General features: G+C 41.5%; 27 protein-coding genes and 2 pseudogenes. 4 read left to right on the top strand and 25 right to left on the bottom strand.

What is annotated here, in order from left to right; genetic code table 11:
* Window positions 1-17: 17 nt before the first annotated feature.
* The 4 genes from PUN35_RS15340 to PUN35_RS15325 all read right to left on the bottom strand — a co-directional run bounded on the left by PUN35_RS15340 (window position 18) and on the right by PUN35_RS15325 (window position 5023).
* Window positions 18-3131: a DEAD/DEAH box helicase gene (locus tag PUN35_RS15340; RefSeq protein WP_014481454.1), complete on the bottom strand. Its 3114-nt coding sequence runs from the start codon at window positions 3129-3131 to the stop codon at window positions 18-20.
* Window positions 3097-4005 (bottom strand): hypothetical protein, encoded by a 909-nt coding sequence (locus PUN35_RS15335; RefSeq protein ID WP_014481455.1) that lies wholly within the window; start codon window positions 4003-4005, stop codon window positions 3097-3099. Before PUN35_RS15335 ends, PUN35_RS15340 begins: the two co-directional genes overlap by 35 nt.
* Before the next feature lie 287 nt (window positions 4006-4292).
* Window positions 4293-4772, bottom strand: a complete 480-nt coding sequence (gene rlmH / locus PUN35_RS15330; RefSeq protein WP_003226975.1) for a 23S rRNA (pseudouridine(1915)-N(3))-methyltransferase RlmH — start codon at window positions 4770-4772, stop codon at window positions 4293-4295.
* An 80-nt stretch (window positions 4773-4852) separates the two neighbouring features.
* Window positions 4853-5023, bottom strand: a complete 171-nt coding sequence (locus PUN35_RS15325) for a CxxH/CxxC protein (RefSeq protein ID WP_014481456.1) — start codon at window positions 5021-5023, stop codon at window positions 4853-4855.
* Window positions 5024-5207: 184 nt separating this feature from the next.
* On the opposite strand from PUN35_RS15325, the gene PUN35_RS15320 reads away from it, so the two are divergent.
* Window positions 5208-5621, top strand: a complete 414-nt coding sequence (locus PUN35_RS15320) for a hypothetical protein (RefSeq protein WP_014481457.1) — start codon at window positions 5208-5210, stop codon at window positions 5619-5621.
* Window positions 5622-5654: 33 nt separating this feature from the next.
* On the opposite strand, the gene fdhA is transcribed toward PUN35_RS15320, so the two are convergent.
* The 6 genes from fdhA to PUN35_RS15290 all read right to left on the bottom strand — a co-directional run bounded on the left by fdhA (window position 5655) and on the right by PUN35_RS15290 (window position 10000).
* A complete protein-coding gene (fdhA, locus tag PUN35_RS15315) occupies window positions 5655-6881 on the bottom strand; it encodes a formaldehyde dehydrogenase, glutathione-independent (RefSeq protein ID WP_014481458.1) in 1227 nt (408 codons plus the stop codon).
* A gap of 62 nt (window positions 6882-6943) precedes the next feature.
* Window positions 6944-7114, bottom strand: a complete 171-nt coding sequence (locus tag PUN35_RS15310; protein WP_014481459.1) for a hypothetical protein — start codon at window positions 7112-7114, stop codon at window positions 6944-6946.
* A gap of 104 nt (window positions 7115-7218) precedes the next feature.
* Complete coding sequence (locus PUN35_RS15305) at window positions 7219-7467, bottom strand: DUF2651 family protein (RefSeq protein WP_014481460.1); 249 nt, start codon at window positions 7465-7467, stop codon at window positions 7219-7221.
* Between the two features lie 15 nt (window positions 7468-7482).
* Window positions 7483-8640, bottom strand: a complete 1158-nt coding sequence (locus tag PUN35_RS15300) for a hypothetical protein (RefSeq protein ID WP_014481461.1) — start codon at window positions 8638-8640, stop codon at window positions 7483-7485.
* Between the two features lie 10 nt (window positions 8641-8650).
* On the bottom strand, window positions 8651-9388 hold the full coding sequence (locus PUN35_RS15295; RefSeq protein WP_014481462.1) for a YiiX/YebB-like N1pC/P60 family cysteine hydrolase: 738 nt from the start codon (window positions 9386-9388) through the stop codon (window positions 8651-8653).
* A 141-nt stretch (window positions 9389-9529) separates the two neighbouring features.
* On the bottom strand, window positions 9530-10000 hold the full coding sequence (locus PUN35_RS15290; protein WP_014481463.1) for a GNAT family N-acetyltransferase: 471 nt from the start codon (window positions 9998-10000) through the stop codon (window positions 9530-9532).
* Window positions 10001-10110: 110 nt separating this feature from the next.
* On the opposite strand from PUN35_RS15290, the gene rapG reads away from it, so the two are divergent.
* Both rapG and PUN35_RS15280 read left to right on the top strand, forming a co-directional pair.
* A complete protein-coding gene (gene rapG / locus PUN35_RS15285) occupies window positions 10111-11208 on the top strand; it encodes a response regulator aspartate phosphatase RapG (RefSeq protein WP_014481464.1) in 1098 nt (365 codons plus the stop codon).
* Entirely contained in the window at window positions 11209-11325 is a 117-nt protein-coding gene (locus PUN35_RS15280) for a Phr family secreted Rap phosphatase inhibitor (RefSeq protein ID WP_003226961.1), read from the top strand.
* 236 nt (window positions 11326-11561) lie between these two features.
* On the opposite strand, the gene rocF is transcribed toward PUN35_RS15280, so the two are convergent.
* From rocF to PUN35_RS15240, 8 genes are all read right to left on the bottom strand, one after another.
* Complete coding sequence (gene rocF, locus PUN35_RS15275) at window positions 11562-12452, bottom strand: arginase (protein ID WP_003226959.1); 891 nt, start codon at window positions 12450-12452, stop codon at window positions 11562-11564.
* A gap of 72 nt (window positions 12453-12524) precedes the next feature.
* Window positions 12525-13928, bottom strand: a complete 1404-nt coding sequence (locus PUN35_RS15270) for an amino acid permease (protein ID WP_014481465.1) — start codon at window positions 13926-13928, stop codon at window positions 12525-12527.
* Window positions 13929-14150: 222 nt separating this feature from the next.
* The gene (gene rocD / locus PUN35_RS15265; RefSeq protein ID WP_033882007.1) at window positions 14151-15356 is read right to left on the bottom strand and encodes an ornithine aminotransferase; all 1206 of its coding nucleotides are present in this window, start codon (window positions 15354-15356) and stop codon (window positions 14151-14153) included.
* Window positions 15357-15687: 331 nt separating this feature from the next.
* Window positions 15688-16296, bottom strand: coding sequence for a sporulation delaying protein family toxin (locus tag PUN35_RS15260; RefSeq protein ID WP_014481468.1), 609 nt, complete (start codon window positions 16294-16296; stop codon window positions 15688-15690).
* 55 nt (window positions 16297-16351) lie between these two features.
* On the bottom strand, window positions 16352-17305 hold the full coding sequence (locus PUN35_RS15255) for a sporulation-delaying protein SdpB family protein (protein ID WP_014481469.1): 954 nt from the start codon (window positions 17303-17305) through the stop codon (window positions 16352-16354).
* Window positions 17290-17700 (bottom strand): SdpA family antimicrobial peptide system protein, encoded by a 411-nt coding sequence (locus tag PUN35_RS15250; protein ID WP_231560755.1) that lies wholly within the window; start codon window positions 17698-17700, stop codon window positions 17290-17292. Before PUN35_RS15250 ends, PUN35_RS15255 begins: the two co-directional genes overlap by 16 nt.
* Window positions 17701-18027: 327 nt before the next feature.
* Window positions 18028-18663, bottom strand: a complete 636-nt coding sequence (locus PUN35_RS15245) for an SdpI family protein (protein ID WP_014481470.1) — start codon at window positions 18661-18663, stop codon at window positions 18028-18030.
* Entirely contained in the window at window positions 18663-18947 is a 285-nt protein-coding gene (locus PUN35_RS15240) for an autorepressor SdpR family transcription factor (RefSeq protein WP_015715052.1), read from the bottom strand. The genes PUN35_RS15245 and PUN35_RS15240 overlap by 1 nt, the downstream gene beginning before the upstream one ends.
* 226 nt (window positions 18948-19173) lie before the next feature.
* Between PUN35_RS15240 and rocR the strand changes: the two genes are divergently transcribed.
* On the top strand, window positions 19174-20559 hold the full coding sequence (rocR, locus tag PUN35_RS15235; protein ID WP_003244510.1) for an arginine utilization regulatory protein RocR: 1386 nt from the start codon (window positions 19174-19176) through the stop codon (window positions 20557-20559).
* On the opposite strand, the pseudogene PUN35_RS15230 reads toward rocR, so the two are convergent.
* From PUN35_RS15230 to walK, 7 genes and pseudogenes are all read right to left on the bottom strand, one after another.
* A pseudogene (locus PUN35_RS15230) lies at window positions 20541-20693 on the bottom strand (ATP-binding protein); the annotation flags it as partial. The gene rocR and the pseudogene PUN35_RS15230 overlap by 19 nt on opposite strands.
* A 27-nt stretch (window positions 20694-20720) precedes the next feature.
* Window positions 20721-20853 (bottom strand): annotated as a pseudogene (locus PUN35_RS15225) (hypothetical protein).
* A gap of 20 nt (window positions 20854-20873) precedes the next feature.
* Window positions 20874-22076 carry a serine protease HtrC gene (gene htrC, locus PUN35_RS15220; protein WP_014481472.1) on the bottom strand — a complete coding sequence of 401 codons (1203 nt, stop codon included), beginning with the start codon at window positions 22074-22076 and terminating at the stop codon, window positions 20874-20876.
* An 81-nt stretch (window positions 22077-22157) separates the two neighbouring features.
* Window positions 22158-22952, bottom strand: coding sequence for an MBL fold metallo-hydrolase (locus PUN35_RS15215; protein ID WP_003226939.1), 795 nt, complete (start codon window positions 22950-22952; stop codon window positions 22158-22160).
* A 21-nt stretch (window positions 22953-22973) separates the two neighbouring features.
* On the bottom strand, window positions 22974-23816 hold the full coding sequence (gene walI, locus PUN35_RS15210; protein WP_014481473.1) for a WalRK two-component regulatory system regulator WalI: 843 nt from the start codon (window positions 23814-23816) through the stop codon (window positions 22974-22976).
* Window positions 23803-25170: a WalRK two-component regulatory system regulator WalH gene (gene walH / locus PUN35_RS15205; protein WP_014481474.1), complete on the bottom strand. Its 1368-nt coding sequence runs from the start codon at window positions 25168-25170 to the stop codon at window positions 23803-23805. The genes walI and walH overlap by 14 nt, the downstream gene beginning before the upstream one ends.
* On the bottom strand, window positions 25160-26995 hold the full coding sequence (gene walK / locus PUN35_RS15200) for a cell wall metabolism sensor histidine kinase WalK (RefSeq protein WP_009968432.1): 1836 nt from the start codon (window positions 26993-26995) through the stop codon (window positions 25160-25162). Before walK ends, walH begins: the two co-directional genes overlap by 11 nt.
* Window position 26996 lies beyond the last annotated feature (1 nt).

Here is a 26996-nt window from a genome sequence, read left to right as displayed (position 1 = left end):
AGGTTGCTAACATCTTATCATCTTTCTTTAACCCAATTATTATACAACGCCCTTGCTAAATCCTTTTTATCACTTTCAAAATTAGATATCCACTTTTCTTCTTCTAGATTGTTCAGCCAACTTTTCAAACTTGCTATTTGAGAGTTCTTAAATTCCCCATTTTCTTTCCTCCACATTTTCCCCAATCTTTCGGCAGCAAATCGTGGGACACCTAACATTGCTAATGCCGCTGCTTCCTTATTATTAACCCCAAAATATATATACGAAGGAATTAAAGATTCATCCGTGTCTAATTCTTCTTTCCCTAGAAGTATACCATTTGCCCTAAGCATTGCAGCCAACCCCCAAGAAAGGTTATTTGTGAGGTTACCGTAAATATACTTACCGCAATGCTGTATTTTTTCATCCAGATTGGCTTTAAAGGTGATATGCTTTTGAGCAATTTCCTTTAAAGGCTTACCACTTACCCAATCTTTAGTGATTTCTGAAACAAGTTTAGGATTAAAGTTTCCTCCTTGTTTATATATACCTAAGTTAATTTCAGGTATATTATTAATTAAATCAATATATTTCTCTAATGTATCATCATTATAACTGAAAATTTTGTTTGAATTTAAGTTTACATTCTGTTGTGAAAGTCTCCCTAATAAGTATTTCATACTTATACTAGACAAACCCGAACCGTCTATCGATTTCATTAACTTTTTCTTATTAAGATCTTTAGAAATATGCTTTCTATATAAGCGTGTAATATTTATCAGTTTCTTTGCTAACTCATCTTTACCTGCATTAAGCAATTGATGGTAAACTAAACTTCCACGTACAATATCTTCTATCTCTATATCCTCTTCTATATATAGAATATGGTATATATATTGTAAAAGATTAGTGAAACCGTCCGATTTTCGTAGTAAACTAAAATCAAATTCATCTTCTTCTTTATATAAATCTAGAGTTTCTAGTAATGAAGACAGGACATCATTATTCTTATCTGAAAGATATTTCCTAAATTGCTCTTCGTCTTTATCCGATTCATGAATAGCCAAAATATGACCTTCTTTATCAGTCAACGCTCTTCCAGCCCTACCTGCTATATTCCAGAACTCTGCATTTGTCATTGCACGTGAATATGTTCCATTTGGAACATTCATTGATTGAAAAACTACTGTTGAAATCGGGAAATTCATTCCTTGTGCCAAAGTGGTTGTTGCCGAAACAACTGTAATTAATCTATTTGCGATTGCCTCTTCTATTTCCTCTCTAATTATTAGCGGTAGTGATGAATGGTGATATGCACAACCGGTTAATACTGCTTTATAAAGTAAAGAATCCTTACCTAATTCCTCTTCAATTAACTCTAAAAGGGGCTTTAATTGCCGAATTAAAGTACTATCTAAATTTTGCCTCGATTCCACACAATATTTAGCAAATGATTCTGCCGTTATTCTTGTTGAGCAAAGAATTAGTACTCCTCCCAACTTTTCATAAACTTTGGCTGCTTCAAATGCTTGTTTTACTTTTGTTAACTTTCTTGTACTATGATGAATTTTAAAAGTAAACTCTCGGTTGTACATTGTATTTAGACTTGAGGGTATGTAATAAATTACTCCATAATGATTTCCACGTCCTAATGTATCAAGTTTATATAACCCCGTAAATTGTTGTGACGGTCTCCAATCTACAAAAATATCATGCCCCCGATTATCACCTAACCAAGTTGCAATTTCTTTAGCGTTCCTTATAAATGGACTTAGTAACAAAACCCTTAGGTTTCTGTTTTCTCTCCTTAAATTTGAGAGAAGAAGTTCTAATTTAGAACCTCGGCTACTATCTGCCAAGTTATGAGCCTCATCTACTACAACTAACCTCAAATTTTCTACTGAAGGATGATCGTTCCTTAGTAAGACATCCAATTTTTCTGGTGTAGTAACTAATACATCTGTATCTTGCAACAATAATTCTTCTTCAAGAGGGTCTATGTCAGCGAATGGAATTGCAATATCTACATTAATATCTAAATCTATAAAATCATTTCTCAAATCTTTTTTTACTTGATTTACTAAAGCCCGTGTAGGGACAATATACGCTATTTTTGCATTATGATATAAATTTAAAGTTTGTAATATATAAAACTTCGATAGCAGTGTTTTACCTGCACTAGTTGGCATTTGAACTATCAATGCTGTCTTATTCAAGTCAAATAAATTTTGGCTAAGAGCCCCTTGTTGTGATGGCCATAAATCAAAAACTGGATTATCGTTATTAGTACTTGTAAGATGCTCGATATATTCATCTACTTTTTCAGAAAGCCCATATGTATTTGTCCATAATGAACTTTTGACCATTTTTATTAATCCTATTTCAAACAGTTTTACTGTTATTTTTTCAGAGGGTCTATGTGAGTTCTCGATTAATTCTATTGCATCACTACATAGCCTTATAATGACTTTTTCTATATTATCTGGCTTACCAGTTAGTATGTATTTTGAGTATTCTTCTATTGCTTCTAATATATTTAGTTGAGTGGCTAACCAACTTAATACAGGAAATGGATTTTCATAATCTGTTAGAGTATTTAAATATCTCTCTTCTTCACTATCTTGTTTTACACTAATATTTTCCATAATATGTTTTGTGAATTTAATATCTTCCCAGCCGTTTAGTTTTCTAAGTAAAATGAGAAATAATAATTTATTAGTACTCTCTAAATATATGCCCCAATTTTTAACTTTTATTTTATTATATAGTCTACTAAAGTCCTCATCTTTTAATATCATTCTGACTTCAGCAGTAGATTCACTAAGTATTCCAGATACACCTAAGTTAAAAAGTTGGTTGATATAATCTACAGGATTACTCAGTTTATTTTCAAACCAGATTGTTTTACTAATATCATAGCCTTTTTTGATTAAAGAGAGAGAATCCTCTTTTGATAAACGATCTAGTTTGGAGCCAGTACTTTGATACAGAAATGCCAAAAACTCTGATTCAGAATGTTCTTTTGGCCTAGTATTATCATCAATACTAAGCCGTGAAGAAAGGTCATATTCTGTCCAATCTGTTAATATTTCTTTTGTCTTTCCACTACCCCGTATTTTATTTATCTGATTTTCCCAAACTGACTTTGTCATCTCTACCATTCCTTAGTATCTCGTATATTTCGTCGGAAAAGTCACCTAAATCATAATCTAAAGCAACAATATAATACTTTATTGCAGCACAATCTAATTCATGACTATTTGTTTTAAATTTTCCATAATCATCTTCTGACCAAAATTCTCTTTTTCTTAATAGAAATGGAACTACCACAATTTGTTTTTTTAACTCTTCCAATTTATTGTAGTCATTTTCCTCTATTATTGATATTATATTTGCTACAACTGCAACAAATTCCTTTTCATCCAAGATATCAAATGCACTGGCTAATGATTTTCTTAACCTTGTATCAATATTAACTATACTTTTTAATGCAGAGAACATACTGTCCTTTGCTTGATGAACTGTTGCAGGGGGACTATTTTTGTCTTCTGAAGCCTTGACCTCTGCGGCTACAATATAATCTAAACTTACACCCCCATTATCTTCCTTAAAGATAAAACCAAAACCATCAATACCTCTTTTCGGCATATCCGGATCTTCCTCATTAATACTGTATCTATATGGAAATTTTACATTTTCTTTTTTAGATAAGATATCTCGTGCGATAATTTCCGGCAACTTACTTCTAGTATTTTTTAACCAAGGCCTTTTAGGAGAAATACTTTTATCTGGATTAGGTGTGTTATGTTTTTTCATGAAATTGATAATTGCTTCTCTCTTATCGCTAGAGACGTTTTTCAGTTTCTCCTCTATTAAACTACTATCTAATCCGTACTCTTTTTCTAAAACCGGAATTATATAATCTAGGAACTTTTCTTTATCCTTCGGGTATTCGAATTCAAAAGTTGAATATAAATGCGGGTTATCTTCATATAACGAAATTACATTTGTATAAGGATAAGACACAACTACCACCTACACTTTTTCTCAAATAATAGTAATTTAAGTAAAATATATAATGTAAATAGATTTAAAGCATTACTTTATATTAAGGTTATAGATAATTTTGGTGATTGTAAACACTTTCCTAGTGAATTATACAATTCATAATAAGTTATTATAGTTTTCGGCTTATTAATCATCGTCTACATAGGAGATTTTAATAAGCCAACTTGCATTCATATAACTGTGTCATCCTTCTATTGTATCTAGCCACTCCTTATCAATAACTATTTCGACCCTTTGTTTTACCACTATTTGTGATACGGTTCCCCACGATTAATCCGAAAAGCCCGATAAATCTGCTCCACTAGTATGAGCCGCATCAACTGATGAGGGAACGTCATTTTCGAGAATGACAGCTTCTCATCCGCTCGCTTCATTACCGCGTCGCTCAATCCGAGTGATCCGCCGATGACGAAGGTGACTTTGCTTTTTCCATATGTCGCCAGCTTATCTATTGTATCGGCTAGTTCTTCGGATGTTTTCATTTTTCCTTCGATGGCGAGGGCGATGACGTGGGCGTCGGGGCTGATTTTTGATAGGATGCGGTCGCCTTCTTTGTCTTTTATGATTTTCATGTCCTGGTCGCTTAGGTTTTCCGGCGCTTTTTCGTCCGGGAGTTCGATGATGTCGATTTTTGCGTAGGCCGAAAGTCGTTTGGTGTATTCTTCAATGCCTTGTTTGAGGTATTTTTCTTTTAGTTTTCCGATTGTCACAATATTGATATTCACAGGTCATCCCCACTTTAAAAACAAGTTATTCATATATATTGTCCACAATTGTGGATATCTTTTCTGTATTTTGTGTAAGATCATTCGTTCCCCACTATATATACTGCGGGGTCCCCACATAATTCACAGGCTGTGAATAAACTGTTAGTATGTTCGATTTTTCTGATTTCGGGCGGCAGCTCGTGGTCGTCTATGTACATATCCAGTACCGTTTCGATGTGTTCTTCACAGGAATAATACGCTTGTTTCATGTTCAAATCCTCCGATGTTTTCTTCCATTTTTACAATTGTTCTCTTCTCAATATAACCTATTTATTCACATGTTAGTAGTGCTTCGGGCTGAGTTTTATCCACAATTCGACAAACAAGCTGTTGATGACTCTATTTCGCACGTGTGTTAGTTTGGATGTAACACATGTGTGGGGAGGTCTGTATTTGCGCTTTAGATGGATTTGGCTTTTTGTGATCATGTTGCTGCTTGCTGGGTGTCAGCCGTCTTATTGGGTGTTGGAGAAGGATCGAATCGGTGAAGGCAGTCCAGACTTAGAAATATACGCTAATTATCTCCAAATGCATGATGACGTGAAAGGATATCAAGTCTTCACCATTTTAGAAGGGAGAAAAATGGTTATTGTGTCTCTCGGAAGCAGCGAGAAAGATAAGAAGCTTGAAGTGTCAGACGTCAAATTCTCACCTAAAGAAACGATTGTAACTGTGAAACGAAAACCTGCTCCTACGGCAAATGAGAAAAACCCTTATATTTTGATTGGACTGGACAAAATCGAAGGGGATTTAATTGTCCAAGACGAATCAGGAGATCGCTTTGAAGAAACAGATTACCAGCAATAAAGCCGGCGTTCTGAGAACGTCCGGCTTTTTCTTTTACTTCAATGTCCCATGCGGGTCGATGACGAATTTTTTGGCTGCGCCTTTGTCAAAGTCGCTGTAGCCTTTTGGCGCGTCGTCCAGAGAAATGACGGTGGCGTTGACGGCTTTTGCGATCTGCGCTCTACCGCTCAGGATCGCTTTCATCAAATTGCGGTTGTATGTCATGGCAGGTGTTTGTCCGGTGACGAAGGTGTGGGCTTTGGCCCAGCCGAGTCCGAATCGGATTTTTAGTGAGCCTGTTTTAGCGTCCGCATCCTTTGCGCCGGGATCTTCGGTCACGTATAAGCCTGGAATGCCGAGGCTGCCTCCGACCTGGGTGACGTCCATGATCGAGTTCAGCACGGCGGCAGGCGCTTCCCCTTGATTGCCGTGGCCAGATGCTTCAAAGCCGACACAGTCCACTGCGGCATCAACGGTCGGTTCACCTAGTATTTGTTCAATTTGCTCGCCGAGGCGGTCGTGTTTTTGCACGTTGACCGTTTCACAGCCGAAGCTTCTTGCCTGTGCCAGTCTGTCTTCGTTCAGATCGCCGACAATCACGGTGGAGGCGCCTAGGAGCTGAGCGGAGTGTGCAGCTGCCAAGCCGACAGGCCCCGCTCCCGCGATGTAAACGGTTGAACCTGTTTGCACGCCCGCTGTGTAAGCTCCATGGAAGCCGGTCGGGAAAATGTCGGACAGCATGGTCAAATCGAGAATCTTTTCTAACGCCTGTTCTTTATCAGGGAATACCAAAAGCTGAAAGTCAGCGTATGGCACCATGACGTATTCAGACTGGCCGCCGATCCAGCCGCCCATATCGACGTAGCCGTAAGCAGATCCCGGCCGATCCGGATTGACATTCAGGCACACATGCGTTTTCTGCGTTTTGCACATCACACAGCGTCCGCAGGCAATATTGAAAGGAACGGATACGATATCGCCCTTTTTGATAAATTCGACATCACGCCCCGTTTCAATGACTTCTCCGGTGATTTCATGCCCGAGCACCAAGCCTTCAGGCGCCGTTGTGCGGCCTCTGACCATATGCTGGTCGCTTCCGCAAATGTTGGTTGTAATGACTTTGAGAATAACCCCATGCTCACATTTTCGATTCACATTCGCCTTCGGGACGCCGGGCCCGTCCCTCAAGATTAACTCCGGATAACCGATATCCTCCACCGCTACAGTCCCTTTGCCTTTGTACACAACCGCTTTGTTTCCTGTCAACGCCATTCCTCCCATTCATGTTTTTGGACTCTTGGTCCTTGAACATGACTTCGGTTCGGCATGACTCTTTCCCTTTTTCACGACTGTTTTTTCTGTATTCTTATAACAACAAATATGCCAAGAAAGCAGCCAATAATGGTTCCGCCGATGTCTAAGAAGTCGACTTTACATCCATTTAACAGGAATACAGTAATGGCCGAAACCAGGCTGATCATAACTGCCAGAAGAATAACCCGTTTGGTGCGCATGTAATTCCTCCTTTAGATTCGTTTCTAAACCATACCCAAAATCCTCTGCAAATTTCGGTTCAGCAAAAAAAGAGACTTCACACCAGTCTCTTTATAATTAGAGATCAATTAAAAAATTTCCTGAGAAATAATGTGACAATACTGGTTACTAACGCAATCGCCGTATATATAACAACCCAAAACATGAATGAGCTATTGCCCGAAGCTAACGTAACTAACAATATCAAGCTCGCGATAAGGACGATGAGCGGTGCCACCCAAAATCTCTTAAATAAAAAATGACCCGCTATACCAAATACACCTGCGATGATCGGAAAACCAAAAACGATAAATAAAACGGCGATGGCTCCCATACTACCCTCCTTGCCTTAAAACCTCTTCATCACCTCAAAATCATACAGCTTCAAATGACTCTTCGGCGTCACGACATCCTTTACCTTCCCAATCTCTTTTTCTTTCAATTTCTTTCCGGTTTTCAGGCTGTACTGTTCAATGTAGGCAGGCTTGTTATGCGTGTATGTGAAGAAATAGAGGCTGCTGCCTTTTTGGGTGATTTCTTTGAAATCGGCTTTCATTTTGTCCTGGGAAAAGGTGAAGGCGATGCTTGTTTTTCCTGTCTTGGCATCAATTTTGTGTACCTTTCCGAAGCCGTCAATGAAATACAGGTTCCCGTCATAAGGGAAAAAGCTGTTTTTAAAGCTGAAGGGCATGGAGCTGTATATCGTTTGTTCGTCGTTTTTGTATTCGTCGATGTCGTGCAGCTCTACTTTGCCGCTTTTTTTGTTGATCTTGACCATTTGATAGAGATTGCGGGCTTTTTGGCCGCGAACCATAACATAAACAGCTTGGTCGTCCACAGCAAGCTGGGATTCGACTGAGGCTCCTTCCCGGTACTGCCATTCTGTTATCTTGTGATAAGTGAGCTTCCTTTGATCTGCTTGAATCTGAAGGAGCTGATAACCTTTTTCGTCAGTTGTCGGAACGAGTGCGTAAATGGTGCCCTTATGAAAACCGGAGGCCCGGATGTAGTAGGGGATGACGTCTTTTTTCCACTCTCCGTTCATCTGGCGGTACAGCTCTGAGCGGTACCCGTCTCCCTTTTTGTCGTAGCCGGAGTTGTATAAGGTATAAAAGCCGTCCGTGTTTTGCAGAAAGCCTGCGCTGTCGCCTGTGTGCTGATAGGTTCTTTTATGGGAGCGCAGACCGTTTTTGATCGTATAAATCTTGTTTTTGTCCTCCAGCATCACACTGTCGCCGTGAACCTTGGCTGATCCCAGCTCAAGGCCCTTCATCTGAAAGGAAGACAGCGACCCGTCCTGGCTGATAAACAAGGCATAGCTTTTCCCGCCGCCAAATGCATCTTGATCCGCAGAGGTTGAAAAATATAACAGGACTTCTTTGTCATCCAAGAAACCGGAGTCTCGAAGATCCTGGTGACTTACAGTTTTATGGCTAGGAAAAATGAAGACAAATAGTGCGATTCCTGCGAGAATCAGCATGGCGATGGTAATCATCCACTTTTTCATATCCTTCTCCTTAGTTGATGGTCATGATGGTTGTCGTATACGAAGAACTTGTGATGTCGCGCGGATACACGCCTAAGCCTCCGTTGCTGTCTATATCAATGCCTGCTTTCAGCAAAAAGGCAGACCATAGGAGCTTTGAACAGTTTTTGGCGCCGTCATGGCCGGTATTTCTGTTATTGACGAAGTTAAATGAGTATGGGTCGCCTACTTTTGATACCGCCCAGTCGGCAGCAGCTGTTTTTTGAGATGAGGATACGCTGACGGTTTGCACAATGGAGTTGTCTTCCACGTCTCTGGCATTATAAGCGATCTGCCTGACGCCGTCGCTCGGGACAGATTCAACAATTTTGTCAGCAGCGGAGTACATGCCGACGTGGCCGTGATTGTAGTAGGCTGTGTAGGAGTTCGTGTAATAGATATTGCCTTTCGCGCTTGTCGGGAGTTTTTTCGTGCCGGACGAGCCGCCCATGATAGACATGCCGCTTTCCTTGGCGAGCCGGTCTCCCTCTGCTTTATCAGCCGTGATTTCCTTATAGAACTGTTTTAGGATAACATCCTGCTTTACGTGCTGTTGTTTGGCAATCTGGCTGGCAGATTTCATGATTTCTTCCGGTGTCGTGCCTGGCTGCAGTGCGGCGATTTCTTCAGCATAATTTGTGGTCTTTACGGCTTTGGCGGGAGAAACAAACAGGCCGCCGCACATTGTAAGCGCTACCAAAAACATCGACACTCGTTTCTTCAACTTCATTACATCTCCTCTTTTCTTGTGAGTGTAGGAAAGGTAATTTCCTCACCCACATTATATTAGGAAAATAAGGAAAGTAACTAGGTTATTTACAGAATTTTTAGAAATCGTTTACAGAAAAAGGCCTTTATCAGGCCCTTTTCGTTAAATCTTCTTGCTCATCACTACGTCTGTTTCTTGAAATCCGGTTTGCTCATATAGCTTTCGCGCCGTCTGATTATGAGCAAAGACATGAAGGGACAGCTTGCGGATTCCCATGCTGCGTGCCGTATGATCTAATGCTGCCAATGCTTGCTTTGCGTAGCCCTTTCCCCGATACGGTTCATATAACCCGAAATCATAAATAAACGCTTCCTGCTGCGGATGCTCCGGTTCAGCATGTATCCAGAGCCAGCCAACGGTATCCTTTTCATTCAGCTTGAGGCTCCACAAATGGTGATGGGGTGTTTCCAGCCCTCTCGGAAGCAGATCAGTAAACGCCTGCTTAGACAAAAGCTGTGCATCTTCAGGCAGCCATGTTCCCGCTTTTACCTTTTCTTCCGCGTAATGCTTTGTTGTGTATGTGAGATAAGACCGAAATTCTTCTGACTGCATTGGGGTCAGCATGATTGTCATATCATCTCTCCTTCATATATTGACTAGAGGATTTTACATAAAATAGAAAGAGGTGTTACTATCAGAATAAGCAACTGAGATTGATAAGTCACTAGAGAAAGGAGTTTCACATGAATAAGATCGCACCCGCAGAAATCGCTAGCATGCTCAACGATTGGTACCTTGCTATCAAGAAACATGAAGTGGAAGAGTCCTCCCGTTTATTTGAAGAAGTGAAGCCTTTATTGGATGACATGGAAGAGGATCAGGAGGTGCTTGCCTACTTCTCCTTATTGGAACTGCGCCACAAGGTTTTGCTTCACGAGGCGAGAGGACAGGGCTTTCAGCATGAGGAGCCTTCTCATATGAATGCTACGTCTGACATGCTGAAATATTACTTTTTTCTGTTTGAAGGCATGTATGAGGCCTATAAAAATAATTATGACATTGCCATTGGGCTGTATAAAGATGCAGAGCAGTATCTCGACAACATTCCCGATCCGATTGAGAAAGCTGAATTTCACCTGAAGGTCGGAAAGCTCTATTATAAGCTGGGACAAAATATTGTGTCCCTCAATCATACACGGCAAGCGGTCAAAACGTTCAGGGAAGAGACCGATTATAAAAAGAAGCTGGCTTCAGCCCTGATTACCATGTCAGGCAATTTTACAGAGATGAGCCAGTTTGAAGAAGCTGAGGCTTATTTGGACGAAGCAATTCGGATCACGAGTGAATTAGAGGATCATTTTTTTGAAGCCCAGCTTTTGCATAACTTCGGCCTTCTTCATGCGCAAAGCGGCAAATCAGAAGAAGCGGTTTCGAAATTAGAAGAGGCCTTACAGAACGATGAGTATGCCCGCTCTGCCTATTATTATCACTCTGCCTACCTGCTGATACGAGAGCTGTTTAAGATCAAAAAGAAAGAACAGGCCTTATCTTATTACCAAGAAGTGAAGGAAAAATTGACTGCTGAGCCGAATAGAATATGTGAGGCAAAAATAGACATTTTATATGCCATTTATGCAGAAGGGGGTCATGCGGAAACGTTTCACTTATGCAAACAACATATGGATGACTTGTTGTCCGAGAAAGAGTATGACAGTGTAAGAGAACTTTCCATTTTGGCTGGCGAACGGTATAGGGAACTTGAGCTTTACAAAGAAGCTGCCCACTTTTTTTATGAAGCATTACAGATTGAAGAACTGATTAAACGAACGGAGGTTATATAAATGAAAAGATTTCTGATTGGCGCAGGCGTCGCAGCGGTGATTTTATCAGGTTGGTTTATTGCGGACCATCAAACCCATTCACAGGAAATGAAAGTCGCTGAGAAAATGATTGGATAAATGAAAAACCCCCGCGGGATGCGGGGGTTCAATTTAACGAAAGAATCCTAAAACGGTTTGTAGTTTTAGGATTCTTTCATCTTTTCAGCGTGATTGAAAACCCTTGAAGTCTAGGAAGAACGAGCATTGGAGCGCAGCGAATGTTTGGAATTCGTGAGCACCGAAGCGCAGGCCTGACAACGAATGCGAGGGTTTGTCGACACGCTGAAACCCCCGCGGGTGCGGGGGTTTTCTTATTACAGCAGCTTCTTCCCTAGCAGAGATTCTACCAGCTCTACTGCTGTTTTGCCCGTTTTGTTTTTGTGATCAAGGATCGGGTTAACCTCAACGAATTCGGCTGAGGTAATGATGCCTGCGTCATACAGCATTTCCATAGCCAAATGGCTCTCCCGATAGCTGATGCCGCCGACGACAGGGGTTCCGACACCCGGTGCGTCGTTCGGATCAAGTCCGTCCAGATCAAGGCTCAGATGGACGCCATCACATGCTGATAAATAATCAAGGGTTTCTTCAATGACCTTTGTCATGCCAAGACGGTCGATTTCGTGCATTGTGTACACCTTCATGCCGCTTTCCTTAATGTACTTGCGCTCCCCTTCATCAAGTGACCGGGCGCCAATGATGACGACGTTTTCCGGTTTGATTTTAGGCGCGTAGCCTTCAAGGTTAACCAGTGACTCGTGGCCAATGCCGAGGCTGACCGCGAGCGGCATGCCGTGAATATTGCCCGATGGTGAAGTTTCAAGTGTATTCAAATCGCCGTGCGCGTCATACCAGATGACGCCGAGATTATCGTAATGCTTCGCTGTGCCTGCAAGCGTGCCGATCGCAATACTGTGGTCACCGCCCAGGACAAGCGGGAATTTTTTCTCTTCAATGACTTTGTTGACCTTTTGCGCGAGTTTTTCATTTCCCGCCAAAACGGAATTCAGGTTTTTCAGTTCCTCGTCATTTTTGATTTTTTCGCGGTTGATCGGAATGTCACCGAGATCTTCAACCGTATACCCCATGTCTGACAGCCGCTCGATCAGATGAGCGTACCGGATGGCACTCGGGCCCATATCTACTCCGCGTCGTGCTTGTCCTAAATCCATTGGCATTCCAATAACCGAAATCGTTTTATCCATCTGTGATTCCACCTCAACATTTAAGATAATGTCCTATGCGGGTTCTAACAAAGATGACTTACGGACAACGTTTTAAAGCTCTAGCTGACGATTCGCCTGCTGGCGTTTTTTAATGACGACATGATAAATGATGTAGCAAATGACCATAAACGGTACGCCGCAATACAGCGCGATACGCTGCTCCGGATCAAATGCAAGACTGATGAGCACGACCGTATTTAATGTTAGGCCGATCAGCGGAAGCACCGGGTACAGCGGTGTTTTAAATTTCAAATCTTCTATCTTCCCGCCTTCGCGGATATATTTGCGTCTAAACATGATTTGGGAAAGCGAGATCGTAATCCAGCCGACCTGCGCGCTCATACCCGCCAAAGATAACAGTACCATATATACAGTTTCAGCCTGCGCAAACTTTGTCAGAAGTGATAGGCAGGCCACAGCCATCGTTACGATTAACGAGTACATCGGCACACCGCGCTGATTTGTTTTTCCGAGCGCTTTGAAGGCCTGTCCTTCATTCGCCATCGCGTACAGAATACGTGTCGATGCGTATAAACCTGAATTCGCAACAGATAACAGCGCGATTAAAATAACAAAGTTCATGATATCAGCTGCATATGGGATCCCGATTTGCTCAAATACGGCAACAAATGGACTTTCCACGACACCCGCCTGTTTCCACGGAATCATGCCGGCAATGACAATGATTGAAAGCACAAAGAAGACAAGCGTTCTCCATACTGTCTGTTTGATTGACCGTGGAATCGTTTTTTCAGGGTCTTCACTTTCTCCGGCTGCAACCCCGATCAGCTCAGTCCCCTGAAACGCAAAGTTCACGGTAATCATCGTAATCAGCATTGCCTTTATGCCGTTCGGAAATAACCCGTCTTCATAAAAATGTGTCAAAAACGGCGCCTGCTCTCCGCCCTTCAGATCAATCAGGCCAAACATGGCAGCTCCGCCGAGAATAATAAATAAAAGGATAATCAAAATTTTAATGCCTGAAAACCAGAATTCTGATTCCGCAAAGGCTTTTGTGGTGATCGCATTTAAAATAAACATCAGTGCCGCAAAGACCAGACACCAGATCCACACGTCTATATGCGGAAACCATCGTTGCATCAGCTGCCCCGCTGATAAGAATTCAATGGCGCATGTAACCGCCCAGCCGAGCCAGTACAGCCAGCCGAACGCAAACCCGAAGGCCGGGCTGATAAATTTTGTCGCATAGGTCTGGAAGGACCCTGACACAGGAAAGGCGACTGCCAGCTCTCCTAAGCAGAGCATCGTCAAAAACATGATAAAGCCGCCCACTAAATAGGACAGAACCGCGCCGAGCGGTCCCGCTTGGTTAATGGTAAACCCGGTTCCAAGGAAGAAACCGGTTCCGATCACTCCGCCCAATGAAATCATGAACAAGTGGCGTGATTTCATTGTCCGCTGGAGCTGATTTCCGTTATCTTGGTTTGTATTCACATTCTGCACCCCTTCAGCAACTTGTATTGGATCTAAGCTGGAACATCTGCATGGTGCTATCCCAGTTTGCTGTCCAAAGAGTCTCTATCTATTTAATATAAAATTCACTTCTTCTCATAAAGATACATTATACTAAAATACTGTAGCTGAGCAAATAGGGAGTGCTGATTTTTCTGTTGTAAATTTATACAAACGAAGTGAATATCCCGCCATGGTACGGATTTATGCGTTTTGCAGCACGTGCTTAATTTTCTCTATCGCCCAATCCAAATCCTCTTTGGAAATGATTAATGGCGGTGCAAAACGAATGACTGTATCATGCGTTTCCTTGCATAAAAGCCCTTCTTCCTTCAAACGCTCACAATACGGACGTGCCGCTTCAGTCAATTCCACACCGATAAACAGCCCTCTGCCGCGGACTTCTTTAATAACCGGGTTGTCAATGCTCTCAAGCTCGCTTTTAAAGTATTCTCCAAGCTCAAGAGAACGATCCGCCAGCTTTTCATCCTCCAGCACTTCCAATGAGGCAATAGACACTGCACATGCAAGCGGGTTTCCGCCAAATGTGGAGCCGTGTGAGCCAGGGTTAAACACGCCTAAGATCTCGCGGTCCGCCGCAATGCATGAGATCGGGAACACACCGCCGCCAAGCGCTTTGCCCAAGATATACATATCCGGAACAATGCCGTCCCAGTCACAGGCAAACGTCTTGCCTGTACGTCCGAGACCCGTTTGAATTTCATCCGCAATAAACAAGACATTCTCTTCCTTACAAATCGCCGCCGCTTCCTGTAAAAATCCTTCCGGCGGAATTACAATACCCGCTTCGCCTTGAATCGGTTCAAACAAGAATGCCGCTGTATTCGGCGTAATGGCCTGTCGAAGCGCTTCCACATCGCCGTAAGGAATGAGTTTGATTCCCGGAAGCATCGGGCCGAATCCTCGTTTATATTCCTCTTCAGAAGAAAGAGATACCGCCAGCATCGTGCGGCCGTGGAAGTTCCCGACACATGCGATAATTTCCGCTTGATTGTCAGCTACGCCCTTCACTTCATACGCCCAGCGTCTCGCCGCTTTCACCGCGGATTCAACCGCTTCGGCTCCTGTATTCATCGGCAGAATCATCTCTTTGCCTGTCAGTTTAGCTGTTTTTTCGTAAAACGGCCCAAGCTGATCGTTATGAAACGCGCGTGACGTGAGGGTGATTTTATCAGCCTGATCCTTTAATGCCTGAATGATTTTCGGGTGTCTGTGCCCCTGGTTTACCGCAGAATAAGCACTCAGCATATCCATATATTCATTGCCTTCCGGGTCCTTTACCCAAGAACCCAGCGCTTCAGAAATAACAATCGGGAGCGGATGATAATTGTTGGCTCCGTAATGAGACGTCTGATCAATAATTTCTTTGGATTTAGATAAAGCTGTCATATTTGAATTCCCCCTTGTTTTCTGTTTCAACATGTTATCCTGCTTTCCCTTTATATAAATGCAAGTTCTGTGCCAAATCAAGAATTCGTGTGTTTTCTACAATTTTCGAGGACAAGGTGCAAAAACATTCTGATATTTCGAGCAAAAAGACTTCAGTAAGGGCAAAATTATTTTGCAGTTCAAATGAATATATCAACAAAGAAGGTCTTCACAAGCCAGATAAAAAGATCCTTTTAATTAAAAAATTAAAATAAGAATGACATTTATAAGAAATATTTCCACTATAAAAAGGCGTAATCTAAATTATGATTACGCCTTTTACCTATAGTTCTTAGTTCAGTTTATCTGCAACATCCTTAACAAACATCTCTGTCGCAAGTTTAGACTCTTTATCATTAGAAGTTATTCCCCAAAATTTAGTTGCATTATAAACGTACAGATAGTCTACAGCGCCACCTGCTGCTAGTACCAAAACAAAAATAGCAGCACCCAGAGTTTCAACACATTTACCTGAGACTAAATCCGCATGTTCAGAACTGCCCATGTTAACCTTCTCAGCAGCTTCTTTTAAAAGATCTCCACCCTTGCTGAATTCCTCATCAATTAATTTAAGATCCTTTTCATAAACCGATTTTTTCAAATCGTTAAAATATTGAGGATCGATTTTTTTCATTTCACTTATTAACAATTGAGTAAGTTCTTTAGATTTATCTGAATTTCTAACATTATAATCGTTGGTGTTCCAAATTTCAGGAAATTTTTTCGAGATTTCACCTTGACCAAAAACAATTCCAGCAAAAATTTCTTCACCTGAGTATTTATGTAGATTCTTTGCTTGAGTAATAGGTGTTGCACCAGAAAATATAGATACAACCAACACAATGAGCATTAAATAGACCAATTTAAGTTTTAAATCTTGAGCAGCTAAACGCATATCCATTTCTCCTCCCGATTTTTATTCCTATGGCTACGACTAGTGACAACAAAAACAATATCTATAATGACTTTCCTGCATCACCCCTTTTCATAAATAAATGGCTAATGTAAAACCGTTTTCCTAATGAAAAATGAAATTGTTTTTCTAAGGGCCTTAAATAGAGAATTAAAATACCTAGCATAATCATTGAAAAACTTATAAGACCAAACATTACTGCAAAAATTTCATGCATAAGTATTGCAATAATAAACATATATTTTCGATATGATTTAGGTGAAAATAAAAATGCAAATAATAACAATTGAATAATTAAAGTTCCCCAAGTTGGAATTACAACTAAAGGTGATGACAAAAAGTCATTAAATAAGGTATGTAATAAAGGCGGAAAACCTAACATTGGATCTTGAGCATAATAATAAACAGCCGTTCCATTTAACCAATCTTGATCAGCTAATTTTGCCGTAGCTGAATTAAAATATAAAATTGCAATTTGGATTCTAATAAATACAAAAGTTGTAAGTGCTATGACGCGAAAATATAAATCTTTCTTGTTGATTAGATCTGTACCAGTCTTTATACTTTCCCAATGCCATTTTCTTGAATCGGTCAAAGTTATAGGCAGGAGTAGTAACGTAAAAACTGCACTCACTTGCTCTCCCCCATCAATAGTCATAGCGGATACTTGTAAACTATAAGATATCCACCAATGTATAATTCCAGTCAATCTGGGCCTCCAGCCTGACACAACAACCAGTAATAAGATGACACAAATCCATCGTATTAAATTAAGGTATATATGGTTATTAGGCACTGTACAAAAAATGCTATATGTTCCATTACAATACGGTGTTTCTTGTCCTGCACCCGGTCTAAAGAAAATGCTAGAATCATTTAAAGCAAGTGTTAAAGCTGTAGATAAAGCCATAATACTTCTTGCCAAACCATAGACATTGGTCCAAGGTACGTTATCATTTGCCCACTTATAAATTTTAATGTTTAACGTTTCGAACATTTTACATTCACCCTCATAACCTTAGAAGTTGGAACGACCTTATATTGGCTCCATGCCCATGGAACAAGACTTCCGCTTACGATTCCCAGATCACCACAAAGTGAAGCATTAGGCGTAGGGTTTGCAATGTCCACTTGTACCTTCATCTCATCAAGACAATTCTTTGCATCCTTATCGCATGTTTTCCACTTTAATGAACTTGGTAGTTTAGAAATAAGTAATCCAAGTTCTATGCCCTGTGCTCTGCCATATCTATTAAGTCCAAATACATTTCTTATTTTGTTATTTGGCCATGAAAGCATATCTGTATCTCCACTCATACTGTATGCATAAAGATGATCAGATCTTGGATCCCTACTGTAAAACCCCCATCCCTGTGGAATAAATTGTTTCACCAAAAACTCTGCTCTAACAGTTGTCGAGAGAGGATTTTTCGGTAATGCAACTATGATACTTGAGAAAAGCAAGATCGTTAGACATGCACAAATTGTTAAAAAAAAGAGGCCTATTCTACTTTTATCACTACTAAAATCGTTCAATTCTGAACACTCTCCCGATTACAATTTATCCTATTTATTTCTAAATAAACCCATAAAATACAGAAAAATATTATCATAGGCTATATGAAAAATGAAGAGTTTTTTAATATTTAGTTATTTTTTCCCAGTTAAAAAGAGGTTAGAATAAGACTCTAACCTCTTTAAATAGGAAACATAACCCGGCTATTTATTTAGCTCTTTTTGATATATGAAATAAGATGCGAATACGGATAAGAGTATACTACCTATTGCCGCTATAAAAATAATCGGCTCGGTAAAAGACTCAGGAATAAATGCAGTTAAAACAATAATGATTCCGGCTAGAACAAATATTCTTGAACTCAATCTATGTGTAAGCCTCCATACATTTTCACTGCTTAATGTCCAAGGAGTTCTAATTCCCAAGAAAAAATTCGGTCTAACCTGCTGAATAAAATTACCAAAAACCATGAATATAGCTCCAAGAATAAATGAACCTAAATATGGAATAGGAAGTTTAATACCCAGCCCCGTCAATATTGTAATCAAATTAATGAGAAATAAGACGAGAAACATGGTATTAAAAATAGATAAGTATGCACGAGTAAAGGTCGGATAGTTTCGTCGGGGATCAATTTTAGGAATAAGCACCATAAGAATATATTGTACTATCATTATACCTACCAACGTTGCTATGGCCGTAGGTTTCTTTGAAAAGTCATCTGCTTCACCACTTATACCCCAGTGTGTTGCCAATTCATTAGGTAAGTGTGAATATGTTATAACCCAAGCTAAAATTGTTAAGGCTATCATAATTAGTGCAAAGAAATATTTTTTCATCATTCTCCACCTTCCTTCTTGTCATGGTCTGTATCTGTAAGGGAAAAAAACCAGCCAATAAGATCTTGAAGTACAGTCGTATTTAAAGAATAAATAATAAATTGTCCCTTTTTTTGGTCTCGTACTAAATCAGTGTTCTTTAAAATATTTAAGTGATGAGAAATACTAGGTTTTGACATATCAAATTGGTCAGCAATTTGCCCGGCTGTTAAATCTTGTTGTTTTAACAAATCCAAAATCCTTCTCCTTGTAGGATCGGCCAGAGCTTTAAAAGCCTTATTCAAATAATTCTCCCCCCTTTGGTAAACATTAGGATTTAGATATTTACCTAAATAATAAAACATTTTATTTTTCCAGTCAATATACAACACCAGTATTTCCTTCCTTTACGATAAAACGATATTAGGATTAACTGTAATACAAATCCTAAGTGCAAAATTCTTTTGCATATCCTCTCCATTTTTTTATAAAATAGAAGCAATATTAAGAAAACTGAGGGAGGTTCATACAGTGGTCAAAGACAGCGAATTCCTCACATTGGTTTTTCAGAGCATTTTAGATGAAATCGATGTTGGCCTGCACGTGGTAGACGAGCATGGAAACACAATCGTTTATAACAATAAAATGATGCAGATTGAAGATATGGAGAAGCATGACGTCTTGAATAAAAACCTGATGGATGTGTTTATGTTTTCAAAGCAGCAGGACAGCACACTGGTACAGGCTCTTCAGGAAGGCAAGACGATTAAAAACGTCAAACAGAGCTATTTCAATAATAAAGGCCAGGAAATTACGACGATCAATCATACATATCCCATCGTCCAAGACGGCAAAATCAGGGGCGCTGTTGAAATTGCCAAGGATGTGACAAAGCTTGAACGGCTGATCAGGGAGAATATGAACAAAAAAGGCAGCACAACCTATACGTTTGACAGTATTCTCGGCACCAGTCCGGCCATTCAAGACGTCATCGAAAACGCCAAGCGGGCAACCCGTACGTCATCATCTGTCCTTCTCGCAGGCGAAACCGGCACGGGAAAAGAACTGTTCGCGCAAAGTATCCATAATGGAAGCGATCGTTCTGGCGGCCCGTTTATTTCGCAAAACTGTGCGGCACTGCCAGACAGCCTTGTCGAAAGCATTTTGTTTGGGACGAAAAAAGGCGCGTTTACCGGCGCTGTCGACCAGCCCGGCCTGTTTGAACAAGCCCATGGCGGCACACTGCTGTTAGATGAAATCAACTCGCTAAATCTCAGCCTTCAGGCGAAGCTGCTGCGCGCCCTTCAAGAACGGAAAATCAGGCGCATCGGTTCAACAAAGGATACACCGATTGACGTACGTATTATTGCCACGATGAATGAAGACCCAATTGATGCAATTGCAGGCGAACGAATGCGGAAGGACTTGTATTATAGGCTGAGTGTCGTCACACTGATCATCCCGCCGCTTCGGGAACGAAAAGAAGACATCTTGCTTCTCGCGTCGGAGTTCATCCAGAAAAACAACCATCTGTTCCAAATGAATGTTGAACACATCAGCGATGACGTGAAGCAATTTTTCCTTTCTTATGACTGGCCGGGAAATATTCGCGAGCTTGAGCATATGATCGAAGGCGCAATGAATTTCATGACGGACGAGCAAACGATTACGGCTTCCCATCTGCCCTATCAATACCGCATGAAAATCAAGCCGGCTGACATCCCAGAGCCGGAAACACCAAGACACCAGCCAGCCGCGGACTTAAAAGAAAAAATGGAAAGCTTCGAAAAATATGTGATAGAGAACGTGTTAAGAAAACACGGCCATAACATCTCGAAAGCTGCTCAGGAGCTTGGCATCAGCAGACAAAGCCTCCAATATCGGCTGAAGAAATTTTCTCACTCGTCTAACGAATAATCCGGAGCAGGAAGCCTGATCAGAAAAACAGTGCCTCTGCCGATTTCACTTTTCACGTCAATCGTCCCATTGTGACTGTCGATAATCGATTTCGTTATGGCAAAGCCTAATCCCGTACCTCCATATTTCCGGGAGAATGCTGAAAATGGAGGTATTTACAGTTAGCAGCCATTTGCTGCTGTTTCACGTGTAACATCCATCTTGTATTTTTCTTCATATTCGATATATCCTTTTTCAACTGAACGGGCGTGACCCCCGTTCAGTTTTTTTCTGCATATCAAAACAGCCTGGCAAACGATGCCAGACTGTTTTGATTAACTGCCTAATTGGTCTGCGGAGGACAGCTTGATGTCTACAGATTTTTCTTTTCCGCCGCGGTAAAACTTCACCTTCACCCGGTCACCGACTTTTTTCTGATAAAGCCGTTTTCGCAGGTCAACAATATCATTTACTTTGTATCCGTCAAATTCCGTGATGACATCCAGTTCCTTCAGCCCTGCTTTTCCGGCAGGTGAAAAGGCGTCTACACCCATCACAACCACTCCATTGGTGACGTTCTTAGGAAGCTTTAATGTTTCATCCCAATGATAGCTTGCGATGTCGCTTAGGGATTTCATCTCAATGCCAAGGAACGGGCGTTTGACCTTTCCGTATCTCTCTAAATCCTCTATCACAGGGATCACGAGCTTAGATGGAATCGACAGGCCAATCCCTTCAACCGCCGACTCGGCAATTTTCATTGAATTGATGCCAATGACCTTCCCATCCATATTTAACAAAGCGCCGCCGCTGTTCCCAGGGTTAATGGCCGCATCTGTTTGCAGGACTTCTGCATTCCAGTCAGGCTGTCCATCACCGTTTGAATCCACTGGGATCGCCCTCTCCGTACCTGAGATGACGCCTTGTGTGACAGAGCCTGCAAACTCAAGGCCTAACGGGTTCCCGATCGCAATAACCGGCTCGCCAGACTTCACTTTATCTGAATTTCCGAAATCGGCGACTGCTTTAATTTTATCGCTTTTCACCCGTAAAACGGCAAGGTCCATCAGCTGGTCGCTGCCGACAAGATCAGCTGATACACGTGAACCGTCTTTCAAGCTGATTTCAATTTGGGAAGCGCCTTCGATGACATGATGGTTGGTCACGACATAAGCGGAGTTGTCATTTTTCTTATAGATGACGCCAGAGCCGCTCCCAGCCTCGCCGCTCTCTCCCCAAATATCTGATTTTTGGATGTTCACAACACCGACAACGGCGGGCGACACATTGCTGACAATCTTGGTGACGGCATTGTTGACACTGACATTCACCGTCCTGATTGATTCCCGGCCATTGTTGTTTTGCTGCTGATCTAAGGCGCCTGTATCCAGCCCTTCATTTGAAAGGTACGGCATGATAAACGCCATTAATACGGCACCGACAATCACGCCAATCAGACTCGAAAGAAAATATCCTTTTTTGCTTCTCTTTGGCTGTTCAGGAGTAGTATGTTCTTCCTCACGTTCGTAATCCACCATATTCCATCCTTTCCAAGAACGTTAATATGGTTATATTGTGGGTTAGAAACTCCTAGAATAGTCATGATTTACATAGAAAAATTATACAGCGCAAAGCGGAGTGGCCTTCTTCGGATCGGTGTCGTATAAGTCAAATGTCTCACCCGTCACAAATCCTTTAGAAGCCAATGTCTGCTGCACAGACATTCTTGCCAGCTCCTTCATGTTGTTGTCCTGGCTCAAATGCGCCAGGTAAATACGAGACGTCTCATCGCCAATGACATCCGTCATCGCCAAGGCAGCATCTTCATTTGACACGTGCCCGACGTCACTTAAAATCCGCCGCTTAATGCTCCACGGGTATCTTCCCATTTGCAGCATGCCGACATCATGATTGCTTTCAAACACAAACACATTCGCTGAACGGATAATGCCTTTCATCCGGTCGCTGACATATCCCGTATCTGTCATTAACGCGAGCTTTCGGCCGTTATAATGGAATACATAAAACATCGGCTCGGCCGCATCGTGGGAAACGCCAAATGATTCAACATCAAGTCCGCCGAACGACTTCACTGTTTCCATCGGAAATACAAACTTTTGATCGGTGTCAATTTTCCCGATTTGATTCTCCATCGCTTTCCAAGTCTTCTCATTCGCATAGATCGGAAGCTTGTACTTTCTGGCGACCACACCAAGGCCCTTAATATGGTCACTATGCTCATGCGTCACAAAAATGCCGTCTACATCATCCAGCTTACGCCCGATCTGCGCCATCAGCCCATCCATGGCTTTCCCGCTCAAACCGGCGTCCACTAAAAATGCGTGATCCTCTGTTTCAAGGTAAAACGCATTTCCCGTACTCCCGCTCGCAAGTACGCTAAATTGCAAGCTCATGTCTGTCTCACTCCATTATTTTCATTGATCTGTATCTAAAATCGTACTCTCCAAAGCATTCACAGTAAAATACTCTTGTACTGTCTTTTTCTCGCCGTTCACTTTTTTATCGTACTCGACTGTAATTCTCCATACCGGCGCCAGCACCTGCGTACTTGTCAGCGGATATTGTGCTACATAGCCGAATTTACAGCTCTTCACAGTGCTGTATTCTTTTAATTGATTTTGATAGTACAACAGCTCAACCGCATCCATTTCAGTAATTAAGCTTTCTTTCTGAATTTGCTTGAAGGTCTCAAGCGTAGTCTGGTCGTATGACACAACCTCGTTTTTACCGTTTAAGTGCAGCACCACTTGCCCGATCATATTAGAGGGATTGTCGGTCTTTTGGTAAATATAATGACCTTCGTACGTTTGGAAGAAAATAATTTCTTTCTTCGATTTATCAACCTTCCAAAGCTTATATTTTTCGCCATCTTGAATTTTCGAAGAAACAAGTGCCTGAGCATCGTCCTCGATATCCTTCTTTGATAGGGCGATTGGATTTGCAAACTTCATTTTCAGGCTCGTTACTTTATGATCATCACTAGGCATGTCCATCAAAGGCTTTTGATCCTTCAGCGCCTCAATTTCCTCCTTGGAGAAAGACTTTTGATTTGCCGTGATCCGATAGCCTTCTGTCGCTTCCTTATTCAAGCCTTCATACGTGATATGATCGGCCTTCATGTCATGCTCGACATCATTTTTAATGACTTCATATTCTTTGCCGGTAGCCTGCCATTTTTGAAAAAACTGATAGCCTAAGAAAATATCTAAAATGAGGAAGGCAACGATGAAGATTGATTTTGTCTTATTCCACTCCACTGTTAGCCCCCTCCTTCCTCAATAAATCCTTTGTAATCGGCACAATTTTTCCATTTACTTTCATCGCCCAAACCGGTTCCAATTCAACGAGAGGATCATCGTTGGTTGATGTTGATACCAATTGATAAGCAAGGAAGATCTGATCAATTTTGTCCGTATCATAAGCGGTTTGTTTCGAAAGCAGCATCCTCACTTCGCTGCCGCTCATGAGCTCTGTTTCACTTGTTTTAATCGGATTCGTTCCGAGACTGTAATTCGGCCGCTTATAGCTGAGAATATCATCATTCGCCCATTGCACCGTAATCGCCGATGTCGCCCCGAAAGGTTTGGCGGTGCTGTTAATGACCGGGATCTGATCCATAAAGATATAGAAGCTCAGCTGCTGGCTGTCATTAATATTGAAAAATTGATAGTGATCCGTCCAGCTTCCGGTATCCTCAAGGTATTTTTGGCTCTTTTTGATTAATTCACCTGTTTGATAGGATGTGCTCTGCACCAAATTGCGCTGTTGGAATTGCACCTGTCGCTGGCTTAGATTCACATCTAAACGGCTGATCCCATCTGTCAGCACATTTCTGTTGTTGTAATTCGAATCTTCTCTTACAATGCTCGGATCACTAAACAAAGCCTGCTTAAAGGTATTTGTTTTAATCGATTCAGTGACAAATTCTTTTTTGTCCATCGTAAGCGGTTTGTTCGGCAGCAAGAACTCTTTCTTTGAGCCAATGGAGAACAAACTGAACGCCGGCATATTTGATTGCCTGTTTTTCAAGTCATTCATAATGTTCCGGTAGTTCGCCGATTCAACCGTCACTTCGAGAATGAGCTGCTTGCTGTAAGACACCAAATAGATTTTCTTGTTCGCTTTTGTTTCATTGAACGGGATCAGAATATGGTCAAACGAACTGTATTCAAACGACTGATTAGACCATTTAAACAGTGTTTGGAAAATATCAATCGGAATCGTATCGCTGAATTGCAAGTCAAGCTTGGCTTCAGAACCGCCTATTCCATAAAACCAGCTCTTGAATCCAGCCTTGTCATACTGATCCGAAATATCTTTAATTCCTTTTACATCCCAATGCGGCAAGTCAGACCAAATTTCTTCATAGAGGGCATTGTCATCCACTTTGTAATGAGCGCCGTCATCATGAATAAACATGTCCCTCGGCCTTACCGTTTCAGACAGCTTTTGGGTGGTTTTTTCGATTTTGTGTTTCTCACGAACAGTAGACTCTGTTGAGGATGAGCCTTCAGAAAAGTTTGGCTGGAACGTCCATATCCCCCATGTAAAAACAAGACTGATGACGACGAGTACCGTAAGTAATATCGTTTTTATATTTTCACGCTTCATCCCAATCATCCTCTTGTTCCTCTTTATATGGAAGAGTAAATGTTATCGTCGTGCCTTTTCCTTCTATGCTGTCCGCCCAAATATCTCCACCGTGCGCCTGTACCATTTCCTTGGCAATCGCCAATCCCAGACCAGTGCCGCCAAGCTTTCTCGTTCTCGCTTTATCCACCCTGTAGAAGCGGTCAAAGACTTTTTCGACATCTTTTTTTGGAATGCCGATCCCTTCATCCTTCACGCTGATATAGAGAAGTTCTTCCTCTTCATTGACATCAATAGAGAACGTGACATGTCCGCCTTCCGGTGAATATTTTAAAGCATTAGAAATAATATTATCGAGCACCTGCGTTATTTTGTCCTGGTCAATCTCGACATACAGATCTCTGTCCGGCAGATTGCGGATAAACTCCACATGCTGCTCTTTTGTCATTTCAAAACGGTCAATAATAAGTGACATAAACCGGACAATCTGAATCCATTCCCGGTTAAATTGGTAATCCTTACTGTCAAATTTCGACAGCTGAAGCAGATCATTGACAAGTCGGATCATACGCTCTGTTTCATTTTGCGTCACCATTAAGAAGCGCGGAGCAATGTCTTTATTTTCCCACGCGCCTTCGGCTAACGCTTCTAAATAGCTGCGCATTGTCGTAAGCGGCGTCCGCAGCTCATGTGATACATTCGCAACGAATTCTCTGCGTTCCTGATCCATTTTCTCTTGTTCGGTTACATCGTAAATGACAGCGATTAAACCATCAATTTTGCCGTGTTCCCTTTGAATCACAGAGAAATTCACGCGAAGCACCGTTAATTCATCATCGCGCTCAATTTCAAGCAGCATAGAATCCTGCTGCTCCACTAAATCTTCAAAAGTATAATTCTCTTGAAGCCCCAGCAAACTCGTAATCGGCATTTCTAAGGCTGTTTCACGTGAAACGTTCAACAGTTCCAGCGCCGGGCTGTTTAAGAGAATAATCGCTCCGTTTCGGTTTGTGGCGATAACGCCGTCTGTCATATAAGCAATGACAGAGGCTAGCTTTCTGCGTTCTCCTTCAGTCATCGCCTGGGCATCTTCAAGCTCTCTCGTTAAGTGGTTAAACGTTGTGGCCAGCTGCCCAATTTCATCATGCCCGTACTTTTTAACCTTCCTCGAGAAATTCCCTTTCGCAAGCTCCATCGCCTGCTTTCGCATATCTGAAAGTGGGTGGGTAATGGTTCTTGCCAGAAAAATACCAAGAAGAGCCGTCAAAACAAGTGCCAAACCTGTGCCGGACGCCAGTATCGTGTTGATCGTCTTCATTTGATTAAAGACATCTTCCATACTCGCGACAACATAGATCGCGCCCACAACCTCTTGATTTTCAGTCATGACGGGCTTCGCGGAAATAAGAACTCTGATTTTGCTTTTCGGGTCATAATATTTTCTTAAATACGACTGTTTGGTAGAAAAAATTCTTTTGAAAATCAGATCGGTCGTTTGTTTCCCAGCCACTTCCTCACCGTACGGCTTTGAAGAACCGACCACTTCATAGCTTTTATCTACAAAGCTAATTTCCCGAACCTCATCACTTTTCGTGAAGTCATTCAAAATACGGCTGACGTCATCCTTTATGACGGTACTGTCGTTATCGCTCTTATATTCTTGTTCGATATAATAAGAAAGGTTGTCGATTCGCTGATTCAACGATTGTTCATAAGAGCTGATCAGCGACTTCTCTACCTGATTGACAAAATACACACCAATGATTTGCATGGCAATGATAATCAAAAGCACATAAATCAAGGTAATCTTAAATTGGATCGACCGAAAAAAACCAACCTTATTCATA

The sequence above is a fragment of the Bacillus sp. N3378-2at genome, assembly GCF_033412715.1.
Classification (GTDB): Bacteria; Bacillota; Bacilli; order Bacillales; family Bacillaceae; genus Bacillus; species Bacillus subtilis.
This window is presented reverse-complemented; position numbering and strand designations above follow the sequence as displayed.